Below are 26156 nucleotides of genomic sequence, written 5' to 3'. Positions count from 1 at the left end.
TTCAAATCTCCTTGGTCAGGCTGCGGTCGTGTTCGGCGCCATCGTCGTCGGCAGCGGACAACGGACGGGCTGGCGTGCGTTTCTGGCCAGGACCACCGTCGTTGGTTTCCTTGCCTTCGTCAGTCTTCGGCCCTTTGCGCACCAGGCGCATCATGTAGCCCAGACCCGCACCGAACAGCGCGAAATACACCACCACGAACATGATCAGCGTGATGCTCATCTGCATGAAGCTGTGATTGGAGGACGCATCCGCCGTGCGCATCAAGCCGTAGACCACCCACGGCTGACGACCGATTTCCGTGGTGAACCAGCCCGCCAGGATCGCGATCAGGCCGGACGGCCCCATCCACAACGCCAGGTACAGGAACGGCCGCGAGGTGTAGAGCGTGTCGCGCTTGCGCAGCCACAGGCTCCAGAGTCCGGTGAAGATCATCAGGAAACCGAGGCCGACCATGATCCGGAACGACCAGAACACGATGGTCGAGTTCGGCCGGTCTTCTGGCGGGAACTCCTTGAGCGCCGGGACTTGCTTGTCCAGCGAGTGGGTCAGGATCAGGCTGCCGAGGTACGGGATCTCGACGGCGTATTTGGTTTTCTCTTCTTTCATGTCCGGCCAGCCGAACAGGATCAGCGGCGTCGCTTCGTTGCCGACGTTTTCCCAGTGACCTTCGATCGCGGCGATTTTCGCAGGCTGATGCTTGAGGGTGTTGAGCCCGTGGAAGTCGCCGATGACCGCCTGGATCGGCGCAACGATCAATGCCATCCACATCGCCATCGACAGCATGGTGCGGATCGCCGGGTTGTCCTTGCCGCGCAGCAGGTGCCACGCCGCCGAAGAGCCGACGAAGAACGCCGTTGCGACGAACGCGGCAGTCGCCATGTGCATCAGGCGATACGGGAACGAAGGGTTGAACACGATTGCCAGCCAGTCGGTCGGGATTACCTGACCGTTGACGATCTCGAAGCCCTGCGGCGTCTGCATCCAGCTGTTGGACGCGAGAATCCAGAAGGTCGAAATCAGCGTGCCGATGGCAACCATCACCGTGGCGAAGAAGTGCAGCTTGCGTCCTACCTTGTTCCAGCCGAACAGCATCACGCCAAGGAAACCGGCCTCGAGGAAGAACGCCGTGAGCACTTCATACGTCAGCAACGGCCCGGTAACGGAACCGGCGAAGTCCGAGAAGCGGCTCCAGTTGGTGCCGAACTGGTAGGCCATGACCAGGCCCGAGACCACGCCCATGCCGAAGTTGACGGCAAAGATCTTCGACCAGAAGTGGTAGAGATCGCGATAGGTGTCGTTGCCGGTTTTCAGCCACAAGCCTTCCAGCACCGCGAGGTAGCTCGCAAGACCGATGGTGATCGCCGGGAACAGGATGTGGAACGAGATGGTGAACGCGAACTGAATTCGGGCGAGATCCAGGGCCTCTAAACCGAACATAAGCTTTCCTCTATCAGATAACGGTTCCAGGACTGGCGGCCTTGAACCACTGCCCCCACGGGTATGGAGTGCGGCGAACTCGAATTCGTTCTTCTTTTTACAGGCATCGCGACGCAGGGAGTCTGCCGACGGGTCCGGGATCGGTTCCGCGAAGGGTCTTGATCTGGATCAATCAACGTAGAAAGAGTAGTCCCATTTCCGACGGGGAACCGCGTGGTCTTTTGCCGCGTGACAAGTTGCCTCACAGATCTGGCAACGCTCTGAAATACATCCCTGGCCGTGAACGCTGTACGGGCGCGGAAAATCGATGTCTGGCTAACTAAATTTTTCGTCATGGCAACTTCCTGTTACAGAGTGGTGATAATCTCGCGATTCCCCTCGATCAAGACCGGCCCGCAGATGCCCAGCCAAGAGCCCTTGCTGTTACGCCACCACCGTCCCTTTCTTGCGTTCTGGTTTGCCCGGATCTTCACCGCCAGCGGCTTCCAGATGCTCACCGTGGCCATCGGCTGGAACCTCTATCAACTGACCGGCAACGTGCTCGATCTGGGACTGGTCGGATTGGTGGAGTTCGCTCCACGGGTGCTGTTCATGTTGCACACCGGCCACGTTGCCGATCGTTACGACCGGCGCAAGGTCGCAGCCATCTGTCAGTCGTTGCAGGCGTTGATCGCTCTGGCACTGGCGATTGGCAGCGCTACCGACCATGTCACCCGGGAAATGATCTTTATCCTGGCGTTCCTGCTCGGCGCCGCGCGCTCCTTCGAGATGCCAACGACTCAGGCCCTGTTGCCAAGTATCGTGCCCAGCGCATTGTTCCCACGGGCAGTTGCCGCCGCGCAGTCGGCGCAGCAATCGGCAACCATCGTCGCCCCCGCGCTTGGCGGTCTGCTTTATGCCTTCGGCAGCGTCTGGGTGTATGGCCCGACCGTCGTTCTGTACGTGATTGCCTGCACGTTGATGCTCAACCTGCCCGCGCGCCAGACCCCGTTGAACAAGGGCAAGGCGACGTTGGACTCATTGCTGGCGGGGATTCGCTTTATCCGCAGCCGCCCGGACATTCTCGGGGCGATCTCGCTGGATCTGTTCGCCGTGCTGCTCGGCGGCGCCACGGCATTATTGCCGGTGTTCGCCAAGGACATCCTGCTGACCGGGCCGTGGGGGCTGGGTTTGCTGCGTTCGGCGCCGGCGGTGGGGGCGTTGATGATGTCGCTGTTCCTGGCGCGCTTCGCCGTCGAACGCAACGTCGGCCGGGTGATGTTCACCGCTGTCGGTGTATTTGGCGTAGCCACCATCGCCTTCGGTCTGTCGACCTCGTTCTGGTTCTCGCTGGCGGTGCTGGTGGTGCTGGGCGCGGCGGACATGATCAGCATGGTGATCCGCGCCTCGTTCGTGCAACTGGAAACCCCGGACGAAATGCGCGGCCGGGTCAGCGCGGTGAACGGCCTGTTCATCGGCGCCTCGAACCAGCTGGGCGAATTCGAATCCGGCCTCACCGCCCACTGGTTCGGCACCGTGCCAGCGGTGGTGATGGGCGGCATCGGTACGCTGGTGGTGACCGGGACGTGGATCAAACTGTTCCCGACCCTGGCCAACCGCGACCGGATGCATGTGCCGGTGGAAGAGGTGAAGGCTTAGCTGCACCGCTGCCACCTGCGGAATAAGCCCGCCAAGCACAATCAGCTCGAAAAGATGCGGTACATAGATACCGCATTGAGTGTAATGTATCGCCTTACACTCGCCACATGATCAAATCCTATGCCCATGCACAACCCGCCACACCCCGGTGAAACGCTGCTGATGGATGTATTGCCGGAGCTCGGGATCAGCGTTACTGAATTGGCTCGGCATCTTGGATTTGCTCGCCCTCACCTTTCTCGCGTCTTGCACGGACATGCGCCGATCAGCCCGGATCTGGCCGTCCGTCTGGAACGCGCGGGGATTGGCAAGGCTCGCATGTGGCTAGGCGTTCAAACCGATTACGACCTTTGGCAAGCCGAGCACCGTGAGCAGCCAGCCATTCAACCAATCGCTGCTCACGCCTGACGCTCTCAGGCCAGCAACTCCCCCGCCACCTTCGCTCTGACGGCCTTTCCCGCCAGTTGCTCGACCAGTGTCAGGGCAAATGCCAGCGCGGCGCCGGAACCCTGGGCGGTAATGCAATTGCCGTCGACAACCACCGGTTGATCGACAAAGGTACAACCAGAAAGGTTATGGCTGGTGGCGGGCAAACAGGTCATGCGTCTTTGGCGCAACACACCAAAACTTTGCAGCGCGAGCGCCGGGGCTTCGGCGATAGCGGCGAACAGGCGTCCGGCGCTGGCCTGGTCCTTGAGCAATTGTTGCAGAGGTTGATGGGCCGCCAGATGTTGTGCGCCGACCGCGCCGCCGGGCAGGACGATCAGGTCGAAGGTCTGGGCCAGCACATCAATGAGCATGCCGTCGGCGGTCAGTCGTGTGCCTCGGGCGCAGGTCAGCATGCGCCGTCCCTCGATGCTGGCCGCCATCACTTCGATGCCGGCCCGGCGCAGCACGTCGATCAAGGTCACGCTTTGCAGATCATCGATGCCCTCGGCGAGGGTAATCAGGGCTCTAAAGGTCATGGGCGCCATCCGCTGGGTGATCTTCAAAGCTTAGTCAGATTTGCCCTGCCCTGTTCGCGGCAGCCGTTACTTGATGTAAAGCTGGGTCGACATCGTGTTGCGTGGAGCATTGATCGAGGTGTTGCTGAACGTGAAAGTGCCCTCCTGCCGGCCGGCCAGATCGAAGGTATAGAGAGAGCCGACGGTTTTGCTACCAGGTGTGCACTCGGTCAGATTGCCGTTATCGAAGGCACAGACCGGGCTACGCGTGCCGTTCACTTCAAAACCGTCCACTGCCGCCTGGGGCTGGCTCTGGCCGTAGCCGATTTCCAGCACATAGACCTTGATGCCCGGACCGCTGTGATCGCAACGGGTCTGCACCTGGCCGTCGGTAATGTCTTCGAGCCCGCAAGACGACGACTGCACCTTGATGACTTTCAATTCGCTCAGTGGCGCCGCCGACGCCGCGAGCGCTGCGGGAGCCCCGGCCAGCATCAGTGCGATCAACCCGCAGGCCTTCATCCAAAGCTTGTTCATGCGATCCATTCCCCAAAAATCAGCGCGCAGTATGGCCGGTTTGGCCGCGACACAAAACTTCGCCGACGATCGATGCCAACATCCGCCATATTCCTCACGCTGCTGGTATGATGCGCGGCTTTTTCCGGCCCACCACAATTTTCCAGGCGCTTGCGACGGTCTGTGCTTTGCTGTTGAGGTCGATACATTCACGGCGCCACGCGCGCCACGGGGAGCAGACATGCTGGAAAGGCTGTTTCAACTCAAGGCACACAACACCAACGTGCGGACCGAGATTCTGGCGGGCGTCACGACCTTCCTGGCCATGGCCTACATTCTGTTCGTCAACCCGAGCATCCTCGGCGAGACCGGCATGGACAAGGGCGCGGTGTTCGTCGCCACGTGTCTGGCCGCCGCCATCGGCTCCACCGTCATGGGCCTGATCGCCAACTACCCGATCGCCCTCGCACCGGGCATGGGCCTGAACGCCTTCTTCACCTACACCGTCGTGCTGCACATGGGCCACACCTGGCAAGTGGCACTGGGTGCGGTATTCATCTCGGCCGTGTGCTTCTTCCTGCTGTCGATCTTTCGCATCCGTGAATGGATCATCAATAGCATCCCGCTGCCGCTGCGTTCGGCGATTGCCGCCGGTATCGGCCTGTTCCTGGCGCTGATCGCCCTGCACAACGCCGGCATCGTGGTCACCAACCCGGCAACCATGGTCGGCCTCGGTGACCTGAAACAACCGGCACCGATCCTCGCCACCCTCGGATTCGCCCTGATCGTTGCCCTTGAAGCCCTGAAAGTGCGCGGTGCGGTGCTGATCGGCATTCTCGCGGTGACAATCGTCTCGATCGTGATGGGTTTCACCCCGTTTGGCGGCGTGACATCGATGCCACCTTCGCTGGCCCCGACCTTCCTGCAACTGGACATCAAGGGCGCACTGGACATCGGTCTGGTCAGCGTCATCTTCGCCTTCCTCTTCGTCGACCTCTTCGACAACTCCGGCACCTTGATCGGCGTCGCCAAGCGCGCCGGCCTGATGGGCAAGGACGGCCACATGCCGAAAATGGGCCGTGCGCTGATCGCCGACAGCACCGCGGCGATGGCCGGCTCGCTGCTGGGCACCTCGACCACCACCAGTTACATTGAATCCGCTGCGGGCGTGAGCGCCGGCGGCCGCACCGGCCTGACCGCCATCGTCGTCGCGATCCTGTTCCTGCTGGCGCTGTTCTTCTCGCCACTGGCCGCCAGCGTACCGGCGTTCGCCACCGCGCCGGCGCTGCTGTTCGTCGCCGTGCTGATGACTTCGGGCCTGGCGGAAATAGACTGGGAAGACATCACCGTCGCCGCACCGGTCGTGGTCACCGCCCTGGCGATGCCTTTCACCTACTCCATCGCCAACGGCATCGCCTTCGGCTTCATCGCCTGGACCGCGATCAAACTGCTGTCCGGCCGCGCCCGTGAGCTGAACCCGGCGCTGGTGATCCTGTCGATTCTGTTCGTGATCAAGCTGGGTTGGTTCAACGCATGACTTTTGATTCCCAGGCCTACGCCGCACAACTCGAAGACAAGGTCACGCGCCTGCGTGACCTGTTGGCCCCGTTCGATGCGCCGGAACCAACGGTGTTCGACTCGCCTTTGCAGAACTTCCGCCTGCGTGCCGAATTCCGCCTGTGGCGCGAGGGCGGTGAGCGGCATTACGCGATGTTTTCCCAGGACGACAAACGCACGCCGATCCTGATCGAAGAGTTTCCGATCGCCAGCCTGCGCATCAACCAGTTGATGCCGCAATTGAAGGCGGCCTGGCAGGCCAGCGCGGCGTTGAGCCACAAGCTGTTTCAGGTGGAGTTTCTGACCACCCTGGCCGGCGACGCCATGATCACCCTGTGCTATCACCGTCCGCTGGACGAGCACTGGCACGCGGCGGCCACCAAGCTGTCGGCGGATCTGGGCGTCAGCATCATCGGTCGCTCCAAGGGCAAGCGCGAAGTGCTCGGCCTCGATTACGTGGTCGAGAAACTCGAAGTCGGCGGTCGCACGTTCAGCTATCGCCAACCCGAAGGTGCGTTCACCCAGCCCAACGGCACCGTGAACCAGAAGATGCTCAACTGGGCATACGAAGCACTGGGCGATCGCAGCGACGATCTGCTGGAGCTCTACTGCGGCAACGGCAACTTCACCCTGCCGCTGGCGACCCGTGTGCGCAAAGTGCTGGCTACCGAAATCAGCAAGACATCGGTCAACGCCGCGTTGAGCAACCTGGCCGAAAACGCTGTGGATAACGTCACCCTGGTGCGTCTGTCCGCCGAAGAGCTGACCGAAGCCCTGAACGAAGTTCGCCCGTTCCGCCGCCTGCACGGCATCGACCTGAAGAGCTACGAGTTCGGCAGCGTTTTCGTCGACCCGCCACGGGCCGGCATGGACCCGGACACCTGCGAACTGACCCGTCGCTTCGACAACATCCTGTACATCTCCTGCAACCCGGAGACCCTGGCGGCCAACATCGCCCAACTGCACGACACGCACCGCATCACCCGCTGCGCGTTGTTCGACCAGTTCCCGTGGACCCACCACATGGAATCCGGCGTGCTGTTGACCCGGCGTTGATCGCAGGCCCCAGAAACAAGAAAGCCGTCCTGACCGACGGCTTTTTTGTGCCCGTTCATGACACAGGATCGACTTTGCGCGGGCGTCCGCCCTTCCTGCCGTTGGCCCGTGCAGCTTCAGCTTTCGCGGTGCTGCTCTGGCGGCCATTGCGGGAAGCGATCACCGAGGCCGCCATCGCCATCAATGGCTGGCTGGCCGAGATCATGCCGGCGATGGAAACCTGCAGGTCCTTGCCGTCGTGGCATAGCGCGGTGCCGGCAAATCCGACGTTCAACCCGTTGAAGTCTTCCGGTTCGAAATCATCGAATTCGCGGTAAAGATTCACCGGCAGCAGCACGCCGCTGTCGTCCTCGAAGTGAATCACCAGACACGGTTTCTGAAAGGCTACTGACACGGCTTGCAGGCTGCTGCGACGACGAACACCGCCACGGTCGACGGCCTCGTCCAGACGTTTTTCCGTGACGGGGCGATCCGCGTGCAGCGTGGCTTTGACTGTTTTCATAATTCTATTTCCACTCCTTCGTGGGCGCCGACCAGGGCCAACAGGGTTTTGTTGACCTCAGATTCGTAATACGCCGATCCAATCCTGAAGCTTGTGCTGGCGACCTCCCGCAGTACCGCCACCTGGTTCGACTGCCCGTCCCACCATTGATTGTCGAGACAGGCCGTTCGCAACCGGGTCCACCAGATCCAGCGGGCCCTCCGCAGATGATCCGTTTCACGCAGCGACTGGCGCAGCCCTTCAAGCAGGCTGACCGGCGGTCGATGCGACAGCGGCACCACATCCCACAGTTCAACGCCGTTGTGCCAGAAACTGAATTTGAAGCGGGCGCTCCAGGCGCCTGCATCCACATGTGCGTGGGGCGGACAATGTTCGTCACGCAACATGATCACCAATGACAGTCCTTTGTAACTGCATACCTTCATGCTAACCCATCCGTTAGGTTTAAAAGTTTCAACATTTGCCATTCCCTGGCAAATCCGACCATCGGCACCTACGCCCACTGTGGCCGTTACCTTTCGAGCCTAGTGCGGGAGCCGCAAAAGCCCCGCGCAAAATGGTAAGCAGTTCTTTCGTAGCGGCCGCGCATTTGCTACATACGAAGACTCATTCCCCGGTGTAATCAATCATGCAGCGACACTTCGACGACCTTCAGCTGGGCAGCATCGAGTTGTTTTGTCTGGCGGCCGAGTGCGGCAGTTTCACCGGTGCGGCACAGGCGGCTTCGGTGACGCCGGCGGCGGTGAGCCGCTCGGTTTCGCGCATGGAGGAACGCCTGGGTGTGCGGTTGTTCGCGCGCACGACTCGCAGTGTGAAACTGACCGACAGCGGCCGACGCTATTACGAAGAATGTCGTCAGGCACTGGCGCAACTGGTGGAGGCGCAACGGGAAGTCATGGGTCAGCAGCAGGAACCGTCCGGCACCTTGCGCATCAGTATTCCTACAACTTACGCACATCATCGGATCCTGCCGCTGCTGCCGGCCTTTCGTGCGCGCTTTCCGCAAGTGAAGGTCGAGATGCACATCAGCAATCGCAACATCGACTTCGTCGGCGAGGGTTACGACATGGCGATCCGCGTGCGGGCGATTCCCGATTCGGGCCTGATCGCCCGACACCTGGAAGATGCGGCGCTGGTGATGGTCGCGAGCCCCGATTACCTCAAGCGCGCCGGCACGCCACAGACTCTCGAAGACCTCGAACAGCACGAATGCATTCAGTACGAGTTGCCCAGCAGTGGGCGGCGGATTACCTGGCTGTTTTACGAAGAGGACGCGCCACGGGAAGTCCTCGCCGAGGGCAATTTCTGTTGCTCTGATGACGTGCTCGGTGGCGTGACCCTGGCCAGACACGGCGCCGGGTTGTTCCAGACTTACCGCTTCATCGTCGAAAAAGAACTGGCCGACGGCTCGCTGGTGGAAGTACTCAAACCCTACAGCGGGCGCTCGCGTCCGTTCACGCTGCTGTACCCGCAGAATCGCCACATGCCGCTGCGCGTCAGGGCTTTCATCGATTTTCTGGTCGAGCAATTGCCGCATTAATGTCCGATTACCGAACACAAAACGGTGCAGCGAACGTAGATCAATTGATTAAAGTAACCAGCTAGTACAATTTAACTCCACAGGTCGAAACCCTCGGCCCAAGCCAAAAACAATAAGTGGAGTTTGCCCCCATGCCCCCGATCGTTCTGGTGCTCAACGGCCCGAACCTGAACCTGCTCGGCACCCGTGAACCGGCGACCTACGGTCACGAAACCCTGGCCGACATTTCTGCCCTGTGCGGGCGTGCCGCCGAAGAATTCGGCCTGGCCGTGGAGTTTCGCCAGACCAACCACGAAGGCGAATTGCTCGACTGGATTCACGGCGCCCGCCAGCGCTGCGCCGGCATCGTCATCAACCCGGCTGCCTGGACACACACCTCGGTGGCGATCCGCGATGCCTTGGTCGCCAGTGAATTGCCCGTGATTGAAGTCCACCTGTCCAACGTCCACGCCCGCGAACCGTTCCGTCATCACTCGTTCGTTTCGGCCATCGCCACCGCCGTGATGTGCGGCTTCGGCAGCCACGGTTATCGCCTGGCCCTGGAGCATTTCAGCCAGCGGTTGAAGGGGTGAACCGCATGAACCGCAACAACGTGATACTCGCCGGGCTGATCGGTGCCGGCATTCAGGCCTCCCGCACTCCGGCGCTGCATGAACATGAAGGTGATGAACAGGGCCTGCGTTACCTGTATCGACTGATCGATCTCGATCAACTGCAACTGGACAGCAACGCCCTGCCCGACCTGCTGCTCGCCGCCGAGCGAATGAACTACACCGGACTGAACATCACGTTCCCGTGCAAGCAGGCAATCATCCCGTTGCTCGATGAGTTGTCTCCCGAAGCACGGGGCATCGGCGCCGTGAACACCGTTGTGCTGAAGGACGGCAAACGCGTCGGCCACAACACCGATTGCCTGGGTTTCGCCGAAGGTTTTCGTCGTGGCCTGCCCGATGTTGCCCGCGAGTGTGTGGTCCAGATGGGAGCCGGTGGCGCAGGCGCGGCAGTGGCCCACGCCTTGCTGAGCGAAGGCGTACGTCAGTTGAGCATTTTTGATGTGGACGTGGAGCGGGCCGAAAGCCTGGCCAACAACCTCAACCAGCATTTCGGCGCTGGCCGCGCCACGGCCGGGCACGATCTGTCGAGCGCGTTGAGTCAGGCCGATGGTCTGGTAAACACCACGCCGATGGGCATGGCCAAACTGCCGGGCATGCCCGTGCCGGCAGCATTGCTGCGGCCAGAGTTGTGGGTGGCGGAGATCGTGTATTTCCCGCTGGAAACCGAACTGCTGCGCAACGCCCGCGCCCTGGGTTGCCGAACCCTGGATGGTGGCAACATGGCGGTGTTTCAGGCAGTGAAGGCGTTTGAACTGTTCAGCGGCGTGGCGCCGGATGCGCAGCGAATGCTGGCGCACTTTCAAAGCATGAAAGGATGAAACCGTGAGGGGGCAACGCCCCCTCGATACCGGTCAGGCCTGCAGGTAACGCAGCACCGACTCGCAAATCATCTCGCGATGACGCTGTTTGATGGTTTCGTCCGGCAGGTCGATCTGAAAGATCTCACCAAAGGTGTGGCGGTTCGACACGCGATAGAAGCAGAACGAACTGATCAGCAGATGCACATCCAGCGCATCGAGCCCGGCCCGGAACAGGCCTTCAGCGGCACCGCGCGCCAGGATCTCGCCCAGCGAATCAAGAATCGTATTGTTCATTGCCTTGATCGCATCCGAACGCTTCACGTACTCGGCGTTGTGGATGTTTTCGATGCAGACGATGCGCACGAAATCGACGTTGCGGTCATGGTGATCAAAGGTGAACTCCACCAGACGGCGGATCGCCTCTACCGGTGGCAACTCGGCCAGGTGCAGACGGTTTTCGGTGCTGCGGATATCGCCGTAGAGCTTCTCCAGCACCTCGACGTACAACTGCTCCTTGCTGCCGAAGTAGTAATAGATCATGCGCTTGGAGGTGTGGATACGCTCGGCGATCGCATCGACGCGGGCGCCGGACAGGCCCTGCTGGACGAACTCGACGATCGCTTCCTGCAGGATGTTCTCGCGGGTTTTTTCCGGGTTGTTCTTGCGACTCTTGCGCGGCTCTACCGCTGAAGAAACGGGGGCTGCGGAAAGTTCTGAAGTCATTGTCATTGCGGGCTCACGGCCATCACTGCACAGGCTGGCGATTATGGGCCGCGCGGCACAGTGAAGGAAGCCGCGCGGCCCGTGTTTAATCCCGCGTTTACGAATTTCCTACAACTTCGCCTGGCGAACAGCGCCACTGCGTGCTTTGGCCATCGCCGCCAGTCGTACCGCGACGTTGGCCGCGCCGTAGCCCGCATAACCATTCTTGCGCTGAATGATCTCGAAGAAGAACCGCCCTTCGAACGGCTCGGTGTAAACGTGGAACAACTCGCCGCCCTGGGCATCGCGGTCGTAGAGCACGTTGTAGTAGGCCAGCTCACTGAGAAACTCGTCATCGAAATCAAAACGCGCCGCGAGGTCATCGTAATAGTTGAGCGGAATATCCAGCAGCGGCACGCCCGCTTCTTTCGCACGACTGACCTGAGCAAAGATGTCGTCGCAATCGAAGGCGATGTGATGCACCCCGGAGCCGCGATAACTCGACAGCGCGTGTGAGATCGCGGTGTTGCGGTTCTCGGAAATGTTCAGCGGTAGACGGATCGAACTGTCGCGACTGCGCAGCGCGCGACTCTTCACCAGACCATACGGATCCGGCAGCACCACTTCGTCGTCGGCCTCGAAGTCCAGCAGGCTCTTGTAGAACAGCACCCAACTGTCGAGGCTGTCCGCCGGCAACGCCATGGCCATGTGATCGATGCGCTTGAGGCCGCCACTTGTCAGCGCGCCTGGCAGCAGATTGAAGTCGGTGCCGTAGACATCCGCCTCTTCATCCACCAGATAAATCAGGCTGCCATCCGGCGCCCGCACCGCTGCCAGCTCCAGCTCATTGGGGCCGACCAGTCCGCGATACGGCTGACCTTTATAGGCGACGGCGCGGGCCAGCGCACTGGCGCTGTCCTTGACCCGCACGGCAGTGGCGCACAGCGACGGGCCGTGGGCCTCGAAAAAGCTGTGGCCGAACGAATAAGGCTCGGAGTTGAGGATCAGGTTGATATCGCCCTGCCGCAGCAGGCTGACGCTCTTGGAGCGATGCTGCCCGGCCTTGACGAACCCCAGCCGCTCCAGCCAGTTCGACAGCTTGGCACCGAGGGCTTCGTCGACGGCAAACTCAAGAAACTCGATGCCGTTGTATTCGCTGGCCTTCGGCGTCTCGAAGAGAATTTCGCGGTTATCCACAGAGCGGATTTCCTGCTCCAGACGCTGGCGGGTTTTCTCCTCCAGATACAGCAGCGAACGCAAACCGTCGGCCGCATTGGCCCGAGGCGGCGCGGCACGGAAGCCGTCGTTGAAGATTTCCAGCGACAGCGGCCCGGTGTAGCCGCTCTGGATGATTGGCGCGAGAAAGCCCGGCAGATCGAATTCGCCCTGCCCCGGGAAGCAGCGGAAATGCCGGCTCCACTCCAGCACATCCATGGCCAGGATCGGCGCGTCGGCCATCTGTACAAAGAAGATCTTGTCGCCGGGAATCTCGGCAATCGCCCGTGGATCGCCCTTGAGCGACAGGGTGTGAAAGCTGTCGAGCAACACGCCGAGGCTTGGGTGATCGGCCTGGCGCACGATGTCCCAGACCTGTTGATAAGTATTGACGTGACGGCCCCAGGCCAGCGCTTCATAACCGATGCGCAAGCCTCGGGCACCGGCGTGCTCGGCCAGCAGACGCAGGTCGTCGATCAGAATTTGCTGATCACCAACGCTGTCGGGAGAAGCATTGCTGCAGACCAGCACCAGGTCGGTGCCCAGTTCCTGCATCAGATCAAACTTGCGTTCGGCCCGCTCCAGGTTGCGGTCCAGGCGGTCGCGGCGGCAGCCTTCAAAATCGCGGAACGGCTGGAACAGGGTGATGGCAATTCCGAGGTCGGCACACATCTGCCTGATTTCCCGGGGACTGCCGTCGTAATACAGAAGGTCGTTCTCGAAAATCTCCACCCCGTCGAATCCGGCGGCGGCAATGGCTTCGAGTTTTTCCGGCAGGGTTCCGCTCAAGGAAACGGTGGCAATGGATCGCTGCATGTTTCAACTCCCGGTGGAGATGTCGGCTACGGGGATTGCGCCGCTTTTATAAGGTGAGCGAATTATTGGTCCCGGTTTTTCATTGAGCAATTTAAACTGTACTACCCGGTTAGTTTTGCGTGCGATTATCGAACACAATGCCGGTTTGGCGAATTGACGATTTTTCGCCCACTGCCCAACATCCCTTTCACCTTGAGTCCGGATCTGAACCACCGGTCGCAGCGTGCACAAGAAAGCACACCAAATAACAAATCCAAAAACGGGTGGAACACATGATTCCTTCACAGACTTCCCGCATGGCCCCGGCCATGAGCACTGCCACGGGTGGCATCGGCGACAAGATCCGCGGCGCCATGGCCGTCGGCAAGACCCGTTGGGGCATGCTGGCGCTGGTGTTTTTCGCCACCACCCTGAACTACATCGACCGCGCCGCCCTCGGCGTCATGCAGCCGATCCTCGCCAAGGAAATGAGCTGGACGGCGATGGACTACGCCAACATCAACTTCTGGTTTCAGGTCGGCTACGCCATCGGCTTCGTGCTGCAAGGACGGCTGATCGACCGGGTGGGCGTGAAACGCGTGTTCTTCTGCGCGGTGCTGCTCTGGAGCCTGGCCACCGGCGCCCATGGTCTGGCGACCTCGGCGGTGGGCTTCATGGTCTGCCGGTTCATCCTCGGCCTGACCGAAGCGGCCAACTATCCGGCCTGTGTGAAAACCACGCGCCTGTGGTTCCCGGCCGGCGAACGTGCTGTCGCCACTGGCATCTTCAACGCCGGCACCAACGTCGGTGCGATGTTCACCCCGATGCTGCTGCCGTTAATTCTGCATGTGTGGGGCTGGCAGGCTGCGTTCCTGTGCATGTCGGCACTGGGTGGGATCTGGTTGCTGTTCTGGGGCCTGAAGTACTTCAACCCGGAAGATCACCCGAGCGTGAAACAGTCGGAGCTGGACTACATCCAGAAAGAAGTCGAACCGGAACAGGCCCGCGTGCCGTTCTCGCGAATCCTGCGCATGCGCGGCACCTGGGCCTTCGCCCTCGCCTACTCGCTGACCGCGCCGGTGTTCTGGTTCTACCTGTACTGGCTGCCGCCGTTTCTCAATCAACAATACAACCTGGGCATCAACGTCACCCAGATGGGCATTCCGCTGATCATCATCTACGTCACCGCCGACTTCGGCAGCGTGGGCGGCGGGATTCTGTCTTCGTTCCTGATCGGTCGCGGCATGAACTCGATCAAGGCGCGGCTGCTGTCAATGTTCCTGTTCGCCTGCTGCATCATCGGCGTGGTCATGGCCGCCGGTTCCGCCAACCTGTGGATCGCAGTGGCCGCCATCTCCCTCGCCATCGGCGCGCACCAGGCCTGGACCGCCAACATCTGGAGCCTGGTGATGGACTACACGCCCAAGCACATGATGAGTACGGTGTTCGGTTTCGGCGGCATGTGCGCGGCGATCGGCGGGATGTTCATGACCCAGATCGTCGGCCACATCCTCACCGTCACCAACAACAACTACACCGTGCTGTTCACCCTGATCCCGGCGATGTACTTCATTGCGCTGACCTGGATGTACTTCATGGCCCCGCACAAGATTCCTACCGTCACTGAGTAATCTCTCTGCAAGACCCACCGTGGGAGCCAGCCTGCTGGCGATAGCGCACTGACATCCAACATTGATGTCGACTGAAACACCGCCATCGCGAGCAGGCTCGCTCCCACAGTATTTTTTACCTGTCCCTCATCTACGGCTCTGCTGCCACGCTGCCGCCAGCCCGCTGCAACAGATCACCGCGATTCCGATCACCGTCATCAGGGTCGGCGTGTGCGCGAACAGCAACCACCCCAACAGCCCCGCAAACACGATCTGGCAATAGCCGAACGGCGCCAGCAATGCCGGCGCGGCATGCCGGAATGCCTGGGTCAGAAACAGGTGCGCGGTCATCCCGCATGTGCCCAGCGCCAGCATCAAGAAAGCGTGGCCAAGACTCGGCACCTGCCAGAAGAACGGCACTAGCGCACTCATCACCAGCGTGTTGCACAACCCGGCGAAAAAGTTGCTGGTGGTCGGGCTGTCCACCTCGCTGAGCTTGCGGGTCAACAACTGATAGAAGCAGAAAAACAGCGCCGAGCAGAACGGCAACAGAATCGCCGGGGTAAACAATTCGCCACCGGGATGGACGATGATCAGCACGCCGATGAAGCCGCAGATCACCGCGATCCACTGCCCTCCCGTCACCCGTTCCTTGAGCAACGGCACCGACAGCGCCGTCACCAGCACCGGCGCAAGAAAGTTGACCGACGTGGCTTCGGCCAGCGGGATGTACAAAAGCGCCGTGGTGAAAAACAGGCTGGTGCCCAGCAGGCACAACGCCCGCGCCAACTGCCACAACGGGCGCTTGGTGCGCAGCACGCGCAACCCGGACTGCGGCAGGAAAATCCCCGCCATCAACAGCGTGTGCACCAGATACCGCGCCCACACCACCATGACAATCGGATAAAAACCCGAAAGGTATTTTGACAGCGCATCGTGGCTGGAGAACAGGAACGTCGCCACGACAATCAGCAAGATCCCCTTGAAGGGTTGGTTGACGCCGGAAAGCGGTGTGCTGACGGTCATTGGTGATCTCTGGAATTCAAAATGAGGAAAGAGCCTCCAGCGATAATTTAGAACCCGGTTCCAAATTCTCACACCCTTGAAGCAGAATACTGTGCGATCAACGCACGGCTTTACAGACAACCCGATCACGCCTGCCGTTTCGCGGCTAGACGAACAACTCCGAAGCCAGGCTTGCCGCCGACAATTCCTCGGTAAACTTCAACAACAGCGGCGCCAGCTCATGCAACCTCGCCCCCGGCAGCCGCGCACTCGGCCCGGCAATGCTCAACACGCCGATAACCCGGCCATCGGCCGGATGCCGCACCACGGCAGCAATGGCCGATGTACCTAGCGCAGAACTCTCTTCGACACAGGCGTAACCCTGTTCCCGCGCCACCCGCAGATGTTCGAGCAATTCAATGTTGGTTCGTGGTGCATTCGGCCCGATATCCGCCGGTATTTCGGCAGCCTGACGCTCAACCAGCGACAGGGCCTCGGCATCACTCATGCTCGCCAGCCACGCATGGCCAGAGGCCGTATAGAACAGTGGCGCATCGCGGCCCATGTCCGGGTCGTAACGCAAACCGCTGCGCGCGCCCTGTGACTTGGCAATCCAGGTCTGGCGCTCGCCATCGGTGACGCCCAGCCGCACCAGTTCGCCGGTTTCCTGCGCCAGTCGATCAAGCACCGGCTGCACGATATCGGCACCGCTGCTCGACAAATAACGAAAACCCATCGCCACCAATTTGGTCGACAAGTGATAACGCAGGGTTTCCGGGTTCTGCCGCACATAACCCAGCCGGGACAATTCGGCGAGCAAGCGGTGGGTCGCACTTTTCGGAATGTCGATTTGTTCCGCGAGGGTTTGCAGCGGCAGTCCGCGCGGCTCGTGGGTAAGACTTTCGAGCACGCTGAAAACCCGTTCGATCTGACTGCCGGCCATGGTGCGATCCCAGTGAAATATTGCCGATTCTAAAATATATGAACGAGATATAAAAATCTGGAACCAATCGTTGAACAGAACTATTCGAAGATGACTAGGCAGGGCAAAAGAAATCCACCGCCAAATTGAATTCCTGGCACCTGTGCTCGTCAATAACAGGCGCGACCTCACGGGCCTGTTTGCCTGTGTACGAATGGACGGACGACCGGACTGGCGCCACACTCACACACCAGCAACACTCATCACCACGATCAGACAGAGGATTCCCACATGCTATGGAGAAAAGGTCGACGCAGTGACAACGTCGTCGATGCCCGTGGCGATGACATGGGCGGTGGTGGCGGCATGCGTTTCGGTGGCGGCAAGGGCCTGAGCCTCGGCGCGATTCTGCTGATCGTCGGCATTGGCTGGATCACCGGGCAGGACCCGTTGCAGATCCTTGGTCAGCTCACCGGGCAGATGACCGAACAATCGGCACCCTCTTCGCAAACCCGTCAGGCGCCGCCGGCCAACGATGAACAGGCCGAGTTCGTACGCTCGATCCTCGGCGACACCGAAGACACCTGGGGCGCGATCTTCCAGCAGGCCGGCCGCCAATATAAGGACCCGACCCTGGTGCTGTTCAGCAACCGGGTCAATTCGGCCTGCGGCATGGCCACCTCGGCCACCGGCCCGTTCTATTGCCCGGCAGACCAGAAGGTCTATCTGGACATGGCGTTCTTCCAGGAAATGGCCCAACGCTTCAAGGCCGCCGGCGACTTCGCCCAGGCCTACGTGATCGCTCACGAAGTCGGACACCATGTGCAGACGCTTCTCGGCGTCTCGGCGAAAATTCAGGCCGCCCGCCAGCAAGGTCGGCAGATGCAAGGTGATGGCGGTCTGCTGGTGCGTCAGGAACTGCAGGCCGACTGCCTGGCCGGCGTCTGGGCCTACCACGCGCAGAAACGCCTGAACTGGCTGGAGCCGGGCGATATCGAAGAAGCCTTGAACGCGGCGAACGCCATCGGTGATGATCGCCTGCAACAACAGGGTCAGGGCCGCGTGGTGCCGGACTCGTTCACCCACGGTACGTCGGCGCAAAGGGTGCGCTGGTTCAAAACCGGATTCGCCCAGGGCCAGGTCGGCCAGTGCGATACCTTTGCGGCGAAAAATCTGTAAATGCATAAATGGCTGTTGGCTTTACTGTTCATCGGTGGCACCGCGCAAGCGGCCGGCGTCGACGCGATCAGTCCCGGACGCCTGCAATTGCAGGCCGGCGAAATGGCGGTGGGCATCGGCCCGGCGCCGGCGAAAATCGAGCGGGTGCTGATCGTCATTCATGGCAAGCTGCGCAACGCCGAGACCTATCGCAAGAGTGGCGAGAGCGCCGTCGAACTGGCCGGGCAAACCGCCAACACCCTGGTGATCGCCCCACAGTTTCTCAACGAAAGCGATGTCGCCCTCTATTCGTTGCCCGCCAGCGTTTTGCGCTGGAAAGGTAATGAATGGATGGGCGGCGGTTTATCCACAGGGCCGAACGCGCTCAGTTCCTATGCCGCCCTCGACGAAATCATTGGCCGACTGAGCGACCGCAAGCAGTTTCCGGACGTGAAGCAGATTGTGATCTTCGGCCACTCCGGCGGCGGTCAGGTGGTGCAGCGCTACGCCCTGCTCGCCCGCGAACAACCGGCGCTCAAGGCTGAAGGCATTCGCTTGCGGTATGTGGTGGCCAACCCGTCGTCCTACGCCTACTTCAATGAACAACGGCCGGTGGCGTTCGATCATGCGCAGTGCCCGGGTTTCAATCGCTGGAAGTACGGTCTGGTGGATCCGCCGATCTACTCCGGTGGGCAAACGCCCGCGCAGCTTGAAGGCAGTTACGTCAAACGCGAGGTGATTTATCTGCTGGGGCAGCAGGACACTGACCCGCAGCACCCGGCGCTGGACAAGAGCTGCGCCGCCGAAGCGCAAGGCGCCTATCGCCTGATGCGTGGGAAGATGTTCTTCAGCTATCTGCTGCGCCGGCATCCGGAAGGGGTGAATCAACGGCTGGTGGAGGTACCCGGCGTCGGGCACAACGGCGACGGCATGCTGACCTCGCCGGAAGGTCAGAAAGCAATCTTCGGCCAATAAAAAACGGGGGCCAAAGCCCCCGTTTTTTTTCAAGCGAACAACATTCGCCGCAACTCCACACAATCCTTCGCATGCCAGTCGGTCAGCTCCGGCCACGGATTATCCGGCAGATTCACCAGCACCGTGTGCGCCCCGGCGGCCCGGCCACAATCGAGGTCGAAGCGGTAATCGCCGACCATCACCATCTCGCTCGCCGGCACTTGCCAGGCATCCGCCAGTTTCAGCAGGCCACCCGGATGCGGTTTCGGCGGCGCTTCATCGCGGCCCAGCACATCCTCCACCGCAAAGCAGTCCGCCAGACCGATGGCCTCCAGCGTGACATGGGCCAGCTCTCGCGCATTGCGGGTCAGGATGCCGAGCCGATAACCCCGCGCGTGCAGCTCGCGCACCAGCTCCACCGCGCCGACTGCCGGGGTCGAACCGAGCGCCAGATCGCGCTCATGCTCCAGCAGCCACGCATGTTTCACCGCCGCTTCCTCGGCAGGCAACGCCGCGAGGTGGGTGAGGATGTCGTCCTCCGGCGGGATCGCCAGCGCCACGCGGATCGCCGCGAAGTCGTGCACGGCGACGGTCAGGGTGCCGTCCATGTCGAACACCCAGTGCCGCACCTCCGCCAGACTCATGCCCAGTCCTTGCGATGACGGATAAGGCCTTCCTGAGTCACCGACGCGACCAGTTGCCCGGCGCGGTTGAACACGCTGCCACGGGAGAAGCCGCGGGAATTGCCGGCCCATGGACTGTCCATGGCGTAGAGCAACCAGTCATCGGCGCGCAGATCGTTGTGGAACCACAGCGCGTGGTCGAGGCTGGCGACCTGCATGTCTTTCTGCCAGACCGATTTGCCGTGAGGCAGCATCGATGTGGTCAGCAGACCGAAGTCCGAGGCGTAGGCCAGCAGGTATTTGTGCAGCGCCGGGATGTCGGCCAGCGCGCCGTCGGCACGGAACCACACGTACTTGATCGGATCCGCCGGTTGCGGGTTGTACGGGTCTTTTTCAGTGACCGGGCGCACTTCGATCGGCTTCGGGCACAACAGCTTTTCGCGCATGTGTTCCGGGATCAGGTGTGCGCGTTGCTGGGTCAGTTCCAGCTCCGACGGCAGGTTTTCCGGGCCGACCACTTGCGGCATCTGGCTCTGGTGTTCGAAGCCTTCTTCGTCGTACTGGAACGAAGCGCTGCAGGTGAAAATCGGGTGGCCTTTCTGGATCGCCGTCACGCGGCGGGTGCTGAAGCTGCCGCCGTCACGCACGCGGTCAACCGAGTAGACCACCGGCAACTTGGCATCGCCCGGGCGCAGGAAATAACCGTGCATCGAATGCACATGACGTGTTTCTTCAACGGTCTGACTGGCCGCCGACAGCGACTGGCCAAGCACCTGGCCGCCGAACAACTGGCGAAAGCCCAGATCCTGACTGCGACCACGGAACAGGTTTTCCTCGATCGGTTCGAGGGTCAGCAGATCCACCAGATCTTCCAACACTTGGCTCATTCAGACTCTCCTCACACAACGCTATGCCGCGCAGTCTTGGCTGCGGCGGCCAATTCAGGTTCTGGCGCGAGCCATGATCGCGCCATTGTAAACGTCCGTGTCGGCTTAGCCATGCAGGGTCTGCAGCCATTGCTCCCAGGTGATTCGGTACAACAGATGTCGACGCAACGGGTGATCGACAGCCAGTTTCGGGTGATCGAAATCATGGGCCGGGTCGTGATGCATGCCGATGGCCTGCATGACTTTTTCCGACGGCAGATTGCTCTGCGCGGTGAAGGACACGATCTCCTTCAGGGCCAACCGGTCAAAGCCGCAACGCAGCGCGGTCCACGCCGCCTCGCTGGCATATCCCAGGCCCCAGTGTTCCTTCGCCAGACGCCAGCCGATTTCCACCGCCGGGGTGAACGGCGCCTCGAAACCGACCACGCCGAGCCCGGTAAAACCGATGAATTCGCCGGTGTCCTTGCGCTCCAGCGCCCACAGGCCAAAGCCGTGTTCGGCGAAATGGCCGCGCACACGGCCGATCATTGCGGCACTTTCCAGCCGGCTCAACAGCCCGGGAAAATAGCGCATCACCTGCGGATCGGCGCACATCGCCGCAAATGCCGGCAAATCCGCGTCCTGCCACTGACGCATCAGCAGTCGCGCGCTTTCCAGCTGCAGTATCGGCTCCATCGTGCCCCTCCGTTTCCATGCCGCCAGTCTACATCGCTGGTAGGCTTTGCACTCTTTCCTACAGCCTTTATGAATAGTCCGCCATGCCATTGCCGTTGATCTACCACGAAGACTACAGCCCCGAGTTTCCGGCGGATCACCGCTTTCCCATGGACAAGTTCCGCCTGCTGCGCGATCACCTGGTGGACAGCGGCCTGACCCGCGATGAAGACCTGCTGCGCCCTGAACTGTGCCCTGCCGACATCCTCGCCCTGGCCCATGACCGCAACTACATCGAACGCTACATGAGTGGCGAGCTGTCCCGCGAAGACCAGCGGCGTCTGGGCCTGCCGTGGAACGAAGCGCTGGCACGACGCACGGTGCGGGCGGTCGGCGGTTCGATTCTGGCAGCGGAGAAAGCGCTGGAACATGGTCTGGCCTGCCACTTGGCCGGTGGCACTCATCACGCCCATTACGACTACCCTGCCGGGTTCTGCATCTTCAATGACCTGGCGATCATCAGCCACTACCTGCTGCAAAGCGGCCGGGTGAACCGGGTGCTGATCTTCGATTGCGACGTGCATCAGGGCGACGGCACTGCACGGATTCTGCACAACACCCCGGAAGCCATCACCGTTTCCCTGCACTGCGAAAAGAACTTTCCTGCACGCAAGGCCGAAAGCGACTGGGACATTCCGCTGCCCAACGGCATGGGCGACGCCGATTACCTGAAAGTCGTCGACGATGCGCTCAACTACCTGCTGCCGCTGTATCAGCCGGATCTGGTGCTGTACGACGCCGGCGTCGACGTGCACAAGGACGACGCCCTCGGTTATCTGCAACTGACTGACGAAGGCGTTGCGGCCCGCGACGAAAGCGTCATGCGCCACTGCCTGGGCCGCGATATTCCGGTAGTCGGCGTGATCGGCGGTGGCTACAGCAAGGATCGCCAGGCCCTCGCCCGCCGCCACGGCATCCTGCATCACAGTGCGCAGCGCGTCTGGCAGTCATCCGGTTGTCATTGAGTTGTGCTGCGTTACCCACAATGGCTGTGGAACGGCCTGTGGATAACCTGAGCGAAAGGGACTACAGCCCACGCTGAACATGGCCTGCAGCACGCTGGTTGTTTTTTGATCAGACTTTCAGGTCATCACAAATCCCTGTGGGAGCGAGCCTGCTCGCGATGAGGCCCTCTCATCCGGAATCGATAGTGACTGATCCGCCGCATCGCGAGCAGGCTCGCTCCCACAATGGATCTCCACTGTTAGAATGCGCGCCATATTTCGCCAGACCGCAGCGCACGCCATGACCCAGACTTCCACCGCCCTCCCCGCTCACGTCGCCATCATCGGCGGTGGCCCCGCCGGCCTGATGGCCGCCGAAGTGCTGAGCCAGGCCGGAGTCCGCGTCGATCTGTACGACGGCATGCCCTCGGTGGGTCGCAAGTTCCTGCTGGCCGGGGTCGGCGGCATGAACATCACTCACTCCGAAGCCTGGCCGGCCTTCCTCTCGCGCTACGCCGAACGCGCCCCGAATATCGCCCCGCTGCTGCGAGCGTTCGACGCCGATGCTCTGTGCCGCTGGATTCACGAGCTGGGCATCGAAACCTTCATCGGCAGCTCCGGCCGGGTATTCCCCACCGACATGAAAGCCGCGCCGTTGCTGCGCGCCTGGCTCAAGCGCCTGCGCGACAGCGGCGTGGTTATCCACACCCGCCACCGCTGGCTCGGCTGGGATGAAAACGGCGCGTTGCGCATCGACAGCCCGGAAGGCGAGAAAACCCTGAGCCCCGACGCCACCCTGCTCGCCCTTGGCGGCGGCAGTTGGTCACGACTGGGCTCCGACGGCGCGTGGATGCTGGCGCTGGAGCAGCGCGGCGTAGGACTGGCGCCGTTGCAGCCAAGCAATTGCGGCTTCGAGGTGCAGGCCTGGAGCGAATTGATGGTCAGCAAATTCGCCGGCACGCCGCTGAAAAATATCGCCATCGGTTTGAACGACGATGTTCCGCGTCTGGGTGAATGCGTGATTACCGCGACCGGCATCGAGGGCAGTCTGATCTACGCCCTGTCGGCGCCGATTCGCGAAGCGATCAATGTGCACGGTGCAGCGACTGTTCACATCGACCTCCTGCCTGGCCGGCCTGTGGATAAATTGCAGGCGGCATTGAGCAAACCACGGGGTTCGCGCTCGATGGCCAAACATCTGCACAGTCAGGTCGGGATTGATGGAGTAAAAGCAGCGCTGTTGCGAGAACTCACTGACGCCGAAACGTTTGCCGATCCGGCATTGCTGGCCCGGGCAATCAAGGCCTTGCCGCTGACGCTGGTGAAAACCCGTCCTTTGGATGAAGCGATCAGCAGTGCGGGCGGTGTGACGTTCGAGGCGATGGATGAGCGATTGATGCTCAAGGCGTTGCCGGGGGTGTTCTGTGCGGGGGAGATGCTGGATTGGGAAGCGCCGACCGGGGGGTATCTGCTGACAGCGTGTTTTGCCAGTGGCCGGGCGGCCGGAATTGGCATGCTGGACTGGTTGAAACAGCGCAACTGATCGTTCCCGCATTGCGCGGGAACGATCCGATCTGACGCTTAAGGCTTACGCTTACGCGGCCCGGTATTGAACACCGGCACCTTGCGCACAGGCTTGATCGCCACCTCCGGCGCCGGGGTATCCCCGCTGTCCACCCACTTGCCCAGATTGCGCTTGCCACCGCCGCCACCGGAAACCTTCGGCTTCTTAGGTTTCTTCGGCTTCTTGATCACCTGACCACTGGCATCGGTATCCGGCACGCGGTGCTCCGGTACGAAATCCGGCTCAACCTCACGCTTCAAGGTGCTGCGAGTCAGCATTTCAATCGCCGACAACATGTTCACTTCATCAGCGCACACCAGCGAGATCGCTTCACCGGTCGAACCGGCGCGGCCAGTCCGGCCGATGCGGTGAATGTAATCCTCGGCCACGATCGGCAGATCGAAGTTGACCACCAGCGGCAGGTCTTCGATATCCAGACCACGGGCCGCCACGTCGGTGGCCACCAGAATCTGCACTTCGCTCAGTTTGAAACGGTCCAGCGCGCGCTGACGGGTCGCTTGCGGCTTGTCGCCGTGGATGCCGTCGGCGTTCACGCCCAGGCCTTGAAGCTTCTCGACCAGCGCGTCCACACCATTACGGGTCTTGGCGAACACCAGCACCTGCTTCCACTTGTTCTTGCGCATCAGGTGCACGAACAGTTCCGGCTTGCGCTTCTTGTCTACCGTCACCACCCACTGTTTGACGGTGTTGGCCGCCACGTTGCGCGGGCTGACTTCGATGCTCTGCGGATCGTTGAGCATCTGCCCGGCCAGCAGGCGGATGTCATCGGAGAAGGTCGCGGAGAACAGCAGCGTCTGACGTTTCTTCGGCAACGCGCGGTAAATGTTCGCCAGCTCCTCGGAAAAGCCCAGGTCGAGCATGCGGTCGGCTTCGTCCAGCACCAGAGTTTGCAGCTGATTGAACTTCAGCGCGTTCTGACGGAACAGGTCGAGCAGACGGCCCGGCGTGGCGACCAGCAGATCGACACCGCCGCGCAGCTTCATCATCTGCGGATTGATGCTGACGCCGCCGTACACCGCGTAAGTGCGCAGCGGCAGGTTTTCAGCATACTGGCGCACGGCTTCGTGGACTTGTTCAGCCAGCTCGCGGGTCGGCACCAGAATCAGCGCGCGCACCGAGTTGGCGGTGACTTTCGGCCCTTCCATCGCCAGCAGTTGCAGCAGCGGCAAGGCGAAACCGGCGGTCTTGCCGGTGCCGGTCTGGGCCGCAGCCATCAGGTCACGACCGGCCAGCACGGCCGGAATGGCCTGCGCCTGCACCGGCGTCGGGGTCTGGTAGCCGAGCTTCTCGAGGGAGCGCAGCAAGGGTTCGATCAGGCCAAGGGTGGCGAAAGTCATGGGAGTACCGTAGGAAAAATCAGAGCAAAGTGTGCGATGGCGCGCAGTTTACCCTAATTCGCACGCTGCTCCGTCGCTATGGCAGCCGGCTCGCTGACCACTGGTGGCTGCGCCGGGCGCCGCCATTGCGGCAGACCGATCAGCACCACCGCGCCAATAATCACCAGCATCGCCAGCGCCTCCTCGATGCCGATGGTTTCGCCGACAAACACGATCCCCAGCAACACCGCCACCGCCGGGTTCACATAGGCATAACTGGTGGCCGCCGCCGGGCGAACGTTTTTCAACAGATACATGTAGGCATTGAAGGCGATGATCGAGCCGAAGAAGATCAGATACGCCAGCGCCAGCCAGCCTTCCAGCGGCGGCATGGCTTGCAGGTGTTCACCGTTCGCCGCGCTGCCGATCAACAGCACCACGCCGCCCACCAGCATTTCCACGGCACTGGCCATCGCGCCCTGAGGCAACGGCAGATGCTTGCTCCACACCGAGCCAAACGCCCAGCTCGCCGCCGCGAAAATCAGCAACGCCGCGCCCAGCGGACTCGATTGCAGGTTGGAGCCCATGTTGAGCATCGCGATACCGATAATCCCCATCGCCACCCCGGCCCATTCCAGACGGGTGTTGCGCGCGCCCCAGAAATAACCGCAGAGCAAGGTAAACAACGGCACCGTCGCCACCGCCAGCGCCGCAACACCCGAGGCTACGCCACTGTGCTCGGCCAGGGTCACCGCGCCGTTGCCGAAACTGAGCAACAGAATCCCGATGATCCCCGCCGCTTTCCACTGCGACCAGGTCGGCGCCGGTGCCCCACGCCAGCGCAGAAACGCATACATCAGGCTGCCGGCAATCACGAAGCGCACGCCGCCGAGCATCAGCGGCGGCCAGTATTCGACGCCGATGCGGATCACCAGATAGGTCGATCCCCAAATCACGTACAGCGCAAAAAACGCAGCGATCAAGGGCAGGGAAAAACGGCGCAAGGCAGACATGGGCAACTCGAAAGTCAGACTCAGGGGATGGGTTATTCTAGAAAGGCCAACCGCTAAAAATAAGTTACAAAACCTGTTTATAGCGCCGGTACACTTTTGAAAACACGG

At 61.4% G+C, this 26156-nt stretch carries 26 protein-coding genes; 12 read left to right on the top strand and 14 right to left on the bottom strand.

Annotated features, from left to right (window positions below):
* Position 1: 1 nt before the first annotated feature.
* Positions 2–1438, bottom strand: coding sequence for a cytochrome ubiquinol oxidase subunit I (locus DXT77_RS29075; protein WP_085712222.1), 1437 nt, complete (start codon positions 1436–1438; stop codon positions 2–4).
* Between the two features lie 399 nt (positions 1439–1837).
* On the opposite strand from DXT77_RS29075, the gene DXT77_RS29070 reads away from it, so the two are divergent.
* Positions 1838–3076, top strand: coding sequence for an MFS transporter (locus DXT77_RS29070; protein WP_085712223.1), 1239 nt, complete (start codon positions 1838–1840; stop codon positions 3074–3076).
* Positions 3077–3196: 120 nt separating this feature from the next.
* Entirely contained in the window at positions 3197–3484 is a 288-nt protein-coding gene (locus DXT77_RS29065; protein ID WP_045121630.1) for a HigA family addiction module antitoxin, read from the top strand.
* Between the two features lie 5 nt (positions 3485–3489).
* Here DXT77_RS29065 and DXT77_RS29060 read toward each other — a convergent pair whose 3' ends face one another.
* Both DXT77_RS29060 and DXT77_RS29055 read right to left on the bottom strand, forming a co-directional pair.
* Entirely contained in the window at positions 3490–4041 is a 552-nt protein-coding gene (locus DXT77_RS29060; RefSeq protein ID WP_119430121.1) for a DJ-1 family glyoxalase III, read from the bottom strand.
* Positions 4042–4107: 66 nt separating this feature from the next.
* The gene (locus DXT77_RS29055; RefSeq protein WP_119430120.1) at positions 4108–4557 is read right to left on the bottom strand and encodes a DUF4879 domain-containing protein; all 450 of its coding nucleotides are present in this window, start codon (positions 4555–4557) and stop codon (positions 4108–4110) included.
* 220 nt (positions 4558–4777) lie between these two features.
* Here DXT77_RS29055 and DXT77_RS29050 point away from each other — a divergent pair, with 220 nt between their 5' ends.
* Positions 4778–6073, top strand: a complete 1296-nt coding sequence (locus DXT77_RS29050) for an NCS2 family permease (RefSeq protein WP_119430119.1) — start codon at positions 4778–4780, stop codon at positions 6071–6073.
* A complete protein-coding gene (gene trmA, locus DXT77_RS29045) occupies positions 6070–7149 on the top strand; it encodes a tRNA (uridine(54)-C5)-methyltransferase TrmA (RefSeq protein ID WP_085712227.1) in 1080 nt (359 codons plus the stop codon). The genes DXT77_RS29050 and trmA overlap by 4 nt, the downstream gene beginning before the upstream one ends.
* A 55-nt stretch (positions 7150–7204) precedes the next feature.
* Here the strand turns inward: trmA and DXT77_RS29040 are convergent, their stop codons facing one another.
* Positions 7205–7651 (bottom strand): hypothetical protein, encoded by a 447-nt coding sequence (locus DXT77_RS29040; RefSeq protein ID WP_119430118.1) that lies wholly within the window; start codon positions 7649–7651, stop codon positions 7205–7207.
* Positions 7648–8076 (bottom strand): DUF4160 domain-containing protein, encoded by a 429-nt coding sequence (locus DXT77_RS29035; protein WP_119430117.1) that lies wholly within the window; start codon positions 8074–8076, stop codon positions 7648–7650. Before DXT77_RS29035 ends, DXT77_RS29040 begins: the two co-directional genes overlap by 4 nt.
* Positions 8077–8279: 203 nt before the next feature.
* Between DXT77_RS29035 and DXT77_RS29030 the strand changes: the two genes are divergently transcribed.
* The 3 genes from DXT77_RS29030 (at position 8280) to DXT77_RS29020 (ending at position 10623) form a co-directional block, all read left to right on the top strand.
* The gene (locus DXT77_RS29030; protein ID WP_119430116.1) at positions 8280–9191 is read left to right on the top strand and encodes a LysR family transcriptional regulator; all 912 of its coding nucleotides are present in this window, start codon (positions 8280–8282) and stop codon (positions 9189–9191) included.
* 131 nt (positions 9192–9322) lie between these two features.
* A complete protein-coding gene (gene aroQ, locus DXT77_RS29025) occupies positions 9323–9763 on the top strand; it encodes a type II 3-dehydroquinate dehydratase (protein ID WP_011336043.1) in 441 nt (146 codons plus the stop codon).
* Positions 9764–9768: 5 nt separating this feature from the next.
* A complete protein-coding gene (locus DXT77_RS29020; RefSeq protein ID WP_119430115.1) occupies positions 9769–10623 on the top strand; it encodes a shikimate dehydrogenase in 855 nt (284 codons plus the stop codon).
* Between the two features lie 33 nt (positions 10624–10656).
* Here DXT77_RS29020 and DXT77_RS29015 read toward each other — a convergent pair whose 3' ends face one another.
* Positions 10657–11334 (bottom strand): TetR family transcriptional regulator, encoded by a 678-nt coding sequence (locus DXT77_RS29015; protein ID WP_114885674.1) that lies wholly within the window; start codon positions 11332–11334, stop codon positions 10657–10659.
* A gap of 102 nt (positions 11335–11436) precedes the next feature.
* Positions 11437–13338 carry a 3-dehydroshikimate dehydratase QuiC gene (gene quiC / locus DXT77_RS29010; RefSeq protein WP_119430114.1) on the bottom strand — a complete coding sequence of 634 codons (1902 nt, stop codon included), beginning with the start codon at positions 13336–13338 and terminating at the stop codon, positions 11437–11439.
* Positions 13339–13610: 272 nt separating this feature from the next.
* Between quiC and DXT77_RS29005 the strand changes: the two genes are divergently transcribed.
* Positions 13611–14948, top strand: a complete 1338-nt coding sequence (locus DXT77_RS29005) for an MFS transporter (RefSeq protein ID WP_119430113.1) — start codon at positions 13611–13613, stop codon at positions 14946–14948.
* A 126-nt stretch (positions 14949–15074) separates the two neighbouring features.
* Here DXT77_RS29005 and DXT77_RS29000 read toward each other — a convergent pair whose 3' ends face one another.
* Positions 15075–15953 (bottom strand): DMT family transporter, encoded by an 879-nt coding sequence (locus DXT77_RS29000; protein ID WP_119430112.1) that lies wholly within the window; start codon positions 15951–15953, stop codon positions 15075–15077.
* 145 nt (positions 15954–16098) lie between these two features.
* Positions 16099–16875 carry an IclR family transcriptional regulator gene (locus tag DXT77_RS28995; RefSeq protein ID WP_114885682.1) on the bottom strand — a complete coding sequence of 259 codons (777 nt, stop codon included), beginning with the start codon at positions 16873–16875 and terminating at the stop codon, positions 16099–16101.
* 270 nt (positions 16876–17145) lie between these two features.
* On the opposite strand from DXT77_RS28995, the gene DXT77_RS28990 reads away from it, so the two are divergent.
* Positions 17146–18033: a neutral zinc metallopeptidase gene (locus DXT77_RS28990; protein WP_119430111.1), complete on the top strand. Its 888-nt coding sequence runs from the start codon at positions 17146–17148 to the stop codon at positions 18031–18033.
* Positions 18034–18987 carry an alpha/beta hydrolase gene (locus DXT77_RS28985; protein ID WP_119430110.1) on the top strand — a complete coding sequence of 318 codons (954 nt, stop codon included), beginning with the start codon at positions 18034–18036 and terminating at the stop codon, positions 18985–18987. It abuts the gene before it with no gap.
* A 29-nt stretch (positions 18988–19016) separates the two neighbouring features.
* Here the strand turns inward: DXT77_RS28985 and DXT77_RS28980 are convergent, their stop codons facing one another.
* The 3 genes from DXT77_RS28980 to DXT77_RS28970 all read right to left on the bottom strand — a co-directional run bounded on the left by DXT77_RS28980 (position 19017) and on the right by DXT77_RS28970 (position 21151).
* Complete coding sequence (locus DXT77_RS28980; protein WP_119430109.1) at positions 19017–19610, bottom strand: HAD family hydrolase; 594 nt, start codon at positions 19608–19610, stop codon at positions 19017–19019.
* Complete coding sequence (gene tesB / locus DXT77_RS28975) at positions 19607–20476, bottom strand: acyl-CoA thioesterase II (RefSeq protein ID WP_085712241.1); 870 nt, start codon at positions 20474–20476, stop codon at positions 19607–19609. The genes DXT77_RS28980 and tesB overlap by 4 nt, the downstream gene beginning before the upstream one ends.
* A 105-nt stretch (positions 20477–20581) precedes the next feature.
* A complete protein-coding gene (locus DXT77_RS28970; protein WP_119430108.1) occupies positions 20582–21151 on the bottom strand; it encodes a GNAT family N-acetyltransferase in 570 nt (189 codons plus the stop codon).
* 83 nt (positions 21152–21234) lie between these two features.
* Between DXT77_RS28970 and DXT77_RS28965 the strand changes: the two genes are divergently transcribed.
* A complete protein-coding gene (locus DXT77_RS28965) occupies positions 21235–22155 on the top strand; it encodes a histone deacetylase (RefSeq protein ID WP_085712243.1) in 921 nt (306 codons plus the stop codon).
* Between the two features lie 280 nt (positions 22156–22435).
* Positions 22436–23677 (top strand): TIGR03862 family flavoprotein, encoded by a 1242-nt coding sequence (locus tag DXT77_RS28960; protein ID WP_119430183.1) that lies wholly within the window; start codon positions 22436–22438, stop codon positions 23675–23677.
* Between the two features lie 38 nt (positions 23678–23715).
* On the opposite strand, the gene DXT77_RS28955 is transcribed toward DXT77_RS28960, so the two are convergent.
* Positions 23716–25056 carry a DEAD/DEAH box helicase gene (locus tag DXT77_RS28955; protein WP_085712245.1) on the bottom strand — a complete coding sequence of 447 codons (1341 nt, stop codon included), beginning with the start codon at positions 25054–25056 and terminating at the stop codon, positions 23716–23718.
* Between the two features lie 53 nt (positions 25057–25109).
* The gene (yedA, locus tag DXT77_RS28950) at positions 25110–26048 is read right to left on the bottom strand and encodes a drug/metabolite exporter YedA (protein WP_119430107.1); all 939 of its coding nucleotides are present in this window, start codon (positions 26046–26048) and stop codon (positions 25110–25112) included.
* Positions 26049–26156: the final 108 nt, after the last annotated feature.

This window comes from Pseudomonas sp. 91RF (genome assembly GCF_003576265.1).
In the GTDB taxonomy this organism is placed as follows: domain Bacteria; phylum Pseudomonadota; class Gammaproteobacteria; order Pseudomonadales; family Pseudomonadaceae; genus Aquipseudomonas; species Aquipseudomonas kribbensis.
This window is presented reverse-complemented; position numbering and strand designations above follow the sequence as displayed.

What these genes read in the sequence shown, in the direction of transcription:
- DXT77_RS29075 (WP_085712222.1), bottom strand. Translation starts at nt 1,438, where the DNA reads ATGTTCGGTTTAGAGGCCCTGGATCTCGCCCGAATTCAGTTCGCGTTC.
- DXT77_RS29070 (WP_085712223.1), top strand. Translation starts at nt 1,838, where the DNA reads ATGCCCAGCCAAGAGCCCTTGCTGTTACGCCACCACCGTCCCTTTCTT.
- DXT77_RS29065 (WP_045121630.1), top strand. Translation starts at nt 3,197, where the DNA reads ATGCCCATGCACAACCCGCCACACCCCGGTGAAACGCTGCTGATGGAT.
- DXT77_RS29060 (WP_119430121.1), bottom strand. Translation starts at nt 4,041, where the DNA reads ATGACCTTTAGAGCCCTGATTACCCTCGCCGAGGGCATCGATGATCTG.
- DXT77_RS29055 (WP_119430120.1), bottom strand. Translation starts at nt 4,557, where the DNA reads ATGAACAAGCTTTGGATGAAGGCCTGCGGGTTGATCGCACTGATGCTG.
- DXT77_RS29050 (WP_119430119.1), top strand. Translation starts at nt 4,778, where the DNA reads ATGCTGGAAAGGCTGTTTCAACTCAAGGCACACAACACCAACGTGCGG.
- trmA (WP_085712227.1), top strand. Translation starts at nt 6,070, where the DNA reads ATGACTTTTGATTCCCAGGCCTACGCCGCACAACTCGAAGACAAGGTC.
- DXT77_RS29040 (WP_119430118.1), bottom strand. Translation starts at nt 7,651, where the DNA reads ATGAAAACAGTCAAAGCCACGCTGCACGCGGATCGCCCCGTCACGGAA.
- DXT77_RS29035 (WP_119430117.1), bottom strand. Translation starts at nt 8,076, where the DNA reads ATGAAGGTATGCAGTTACAAAGGACTGTCATTGGTGATCATGTTGCGT.
- DXT77_RS29030 (WP_119430116.1), top strand. Translation starts at nt 8,280, where the DNA reads ATGCAGCGACACTTCGACGACCTTCAGCTGGGCAGCATCGAGTTGTTT.
- aroQ (WP_011336043.1), top strand. Translation starts at nt 9,323, where the DNA reads ATGCCCCCGATCGTTCTGGTGCTCAACGGCCCGAACCTGAACCTGCTC.
- DXT77_RS29020 (WP_119430115.1), top strand. Translation starts at nt 9,769, where the DNA reads ATGAACCGCAACAACGTGATACTCGCCGGGCTGATCGGTGCCGGCATT.
- DXT77_RS29015 (WP_114885674.1), bottom strand. Translation starts at nt 11,334, where the DNA reads ATGACAATGACTTCAGAACTTTCCGCAGCCCCCGTTTCTTCAGCGGTA.
- quiC (WP_119430114.1), bottom strand. Translation starts at nt 13,338, where the DNA reads ATGCAGCGATCCATTGCCACCGTTTCCTTGAGCGGAACCCTGCCGGAA.
- DXT77_RS29005 (WP_119430113.1), top strand. Translation starts at nt 13,611, where the DNA reads ATGATTCCTTCACAGACTTCCCGCATGGCCCCGGCCATGAGCACTGCC.
- DXT77_RS29000 (WP_119430112.1), bottom strand. Translation starts at nt 15,953, where the DNA reads ATGACCGTCAGCACACCGCTTTCCGGCGTCAACCAACCCTTCAAGGGG.
- DXT77_RS28995 (WP_114885682.1), bottom strand. Translation starts at nt 16,875, where the DNA reads ATGGCCGGCAGTCAGATCGAACGGGTTTTCAGCGTGCTCGAAAGTCTT.
- DXT77_RS28990 (WP_119430111.1), top strand. Translation starts at nt 17,146, where the DNA reads ATGCTATGGAGAAAAGGTCGACGCAGTGACAACGTCGTCGATGCCCGT.
- DXT77_RS28985 (WP_119430110.1), top strand. Translation starts at nt 18,034, where the DNA reads ATGCATAAATGGCTGTTGGCTTTACTGTTCATCGGTGGCACCGCGCAA.
- DXT77_RS28980 (WP_119430109.1), bottom strand. Translation starts at nt 19,610, where the DNA reads ATGAGTCTGGCGGAGGTGCGGCACTGGGTGTTCGACATGGACGGCACC.
- tesB (WP_085712241.1), bottom strand. Translation starts at nt 20,476, where the DNA reads ATGAGCCAAGTGTTGGAAGATCTGGTGGATCTGCTGACCCTCGAACCG.
- DXT77_RS28970 (WP_119430108.1), bottom strand. Translation starts at nt 21,151, where the DNA reads ATGGAGCCGATACTGCAGCTGGAAAGCGCGCGACTGCTGATGCGTCAG.
- DXT77_RS28965 (WP_085712243.1), top strand. Translation starts at nt 21,235, where the DNA reads ATGCCATTGCCGTTGATCTACCACGAAGACTACAGCCCCGAGTTTCCG.
- DXT77_RS28960 (WP_119430183.1), top strand. Translation starts at nt 22,436, where the DNA reads ATGACCCAGACTTCCACCGCCCTCCCCGCTCACGTCGCCATCATCGGC.
- DXT77_RS28955 (WP_085712245.1), bottom strand. Translation starts at nt 25,056, where the DNA reads ATGACTTTCGCCACCCTTGGCCTGATCGAACCCTTGCTGCGCTCCCTC.
- yedA (WP_119430107.1), bottom strand. Translation starts at nt 26,048, where the DNA reads ATGTCTGCCTTGCGCCGTTTTTCCCTGCCCTTGATCGCTGCGTTTTTT.